This window comes from Azohydromonas aeria (assembly GCF_009760915.1).
GTDB lineage: Bacteria > Pseudomonadota > Gammaproteobacteria > Burkholderiales > Burkholderiaceae_C > Azohydromonas > Azohydromonas aeria.
Window position 1 is genome coordinate 1 of record NZ_VIDQ01000210.1, and the last position, 764, is coordinate 764.

A 764-nucleotide genomic window follows, 5' to 3' on the forward strand; every position below is an offset into this window, starting at 1 on the left:
TTTCCGCATTTCCGTCCGAGGTTGACCTGTCCAGCGTACCGCGCCCTCTGGAAGCTGCATGTTCACGATGGCAACAGTCCTCGCCGTGTAGCCTCGGGCAGCTGTGAACCCGTCGCGGCCTAGTAGCCGAATCCGCCACGCTGTCCCTTCCCGAAGCACCGCGCCTGGCGATACCCCTCCGCCGGATCCCGGCACTCACCCCGTTGCCGGTGAAGGAATGCAGAACGGGAGCAGCGTGTCGGCTGCAAACTGCTGTCGATCGCCACGGAGGATTCCATGTCGCCCCGCGCCGAATTCGTTGATGCGCTGTTCGACCGGCTCACGCTGCGGTATGGCCACGCCTTCCTGGCGCGCTGGGACGGCCTGTCGCTGGACGCCGTGAAGGACGACTGGGCGCGCGAGCTGGCCAGGTACGCCGATCGTCCCGCGGCCGTCGAGCACGCGCTGACACTGCTGGACCCGGACGAGCCGCCCACCGCCGCCCGCTTCCGCGACCTGTGCGGCGCCTCGCCTGCGCCGGCGTTCCGGGCCGGCCCCGAGCCCAAGCAGCCGCAGCGCGCCGCCGAGGTCCGGCGCAAGTGCCTGCGCCCGGTGGTGCCCAAGGCCGGCCGCGAGCGCGCCTGGGCGGCCGACCTGGTGCGCCGTGCAGACGCCGGGGAGAGCGTGCCCGGCTACAGCCTGCGTGTTGCCCTGGATGCCCTGGGCCGACAAGGCTCGCTGCGATAGGCCAGCCCCGCCGCAGGCGCGCACGACAGGCCAACGGG

At 71.7% G+C, this 764-nt stretch carries 1 protein-coding gene; it reads left to right on the forward strand.

Annotated elements, in window-relative coordinates; translation table 11 throughout:
* Positions 1-276 precede the first annotated feature (276 nt).
* A complete protein-coding gene (locus tag FJ694_RS36560; RefSeq protein ID WP_157272410.1) occupies positions 277-726 on the forward strand; it encodes a hypothetical protein in 450 nt (149 codons plus the stop codon).
* The last annotated feature ends 38 nt before the right edge of the window (positions 727-764 follow it).

Bases quoted from the DNA above. Each gene is read 5' to 3' on its own strand.
- FJ694_RS36560 (WP_157272410.1), top strand. From the start codon at position 277: ATGTCGCCCCGCGCCGAATTCGTTGATGCGCTGTTCGACCGGCTCACG.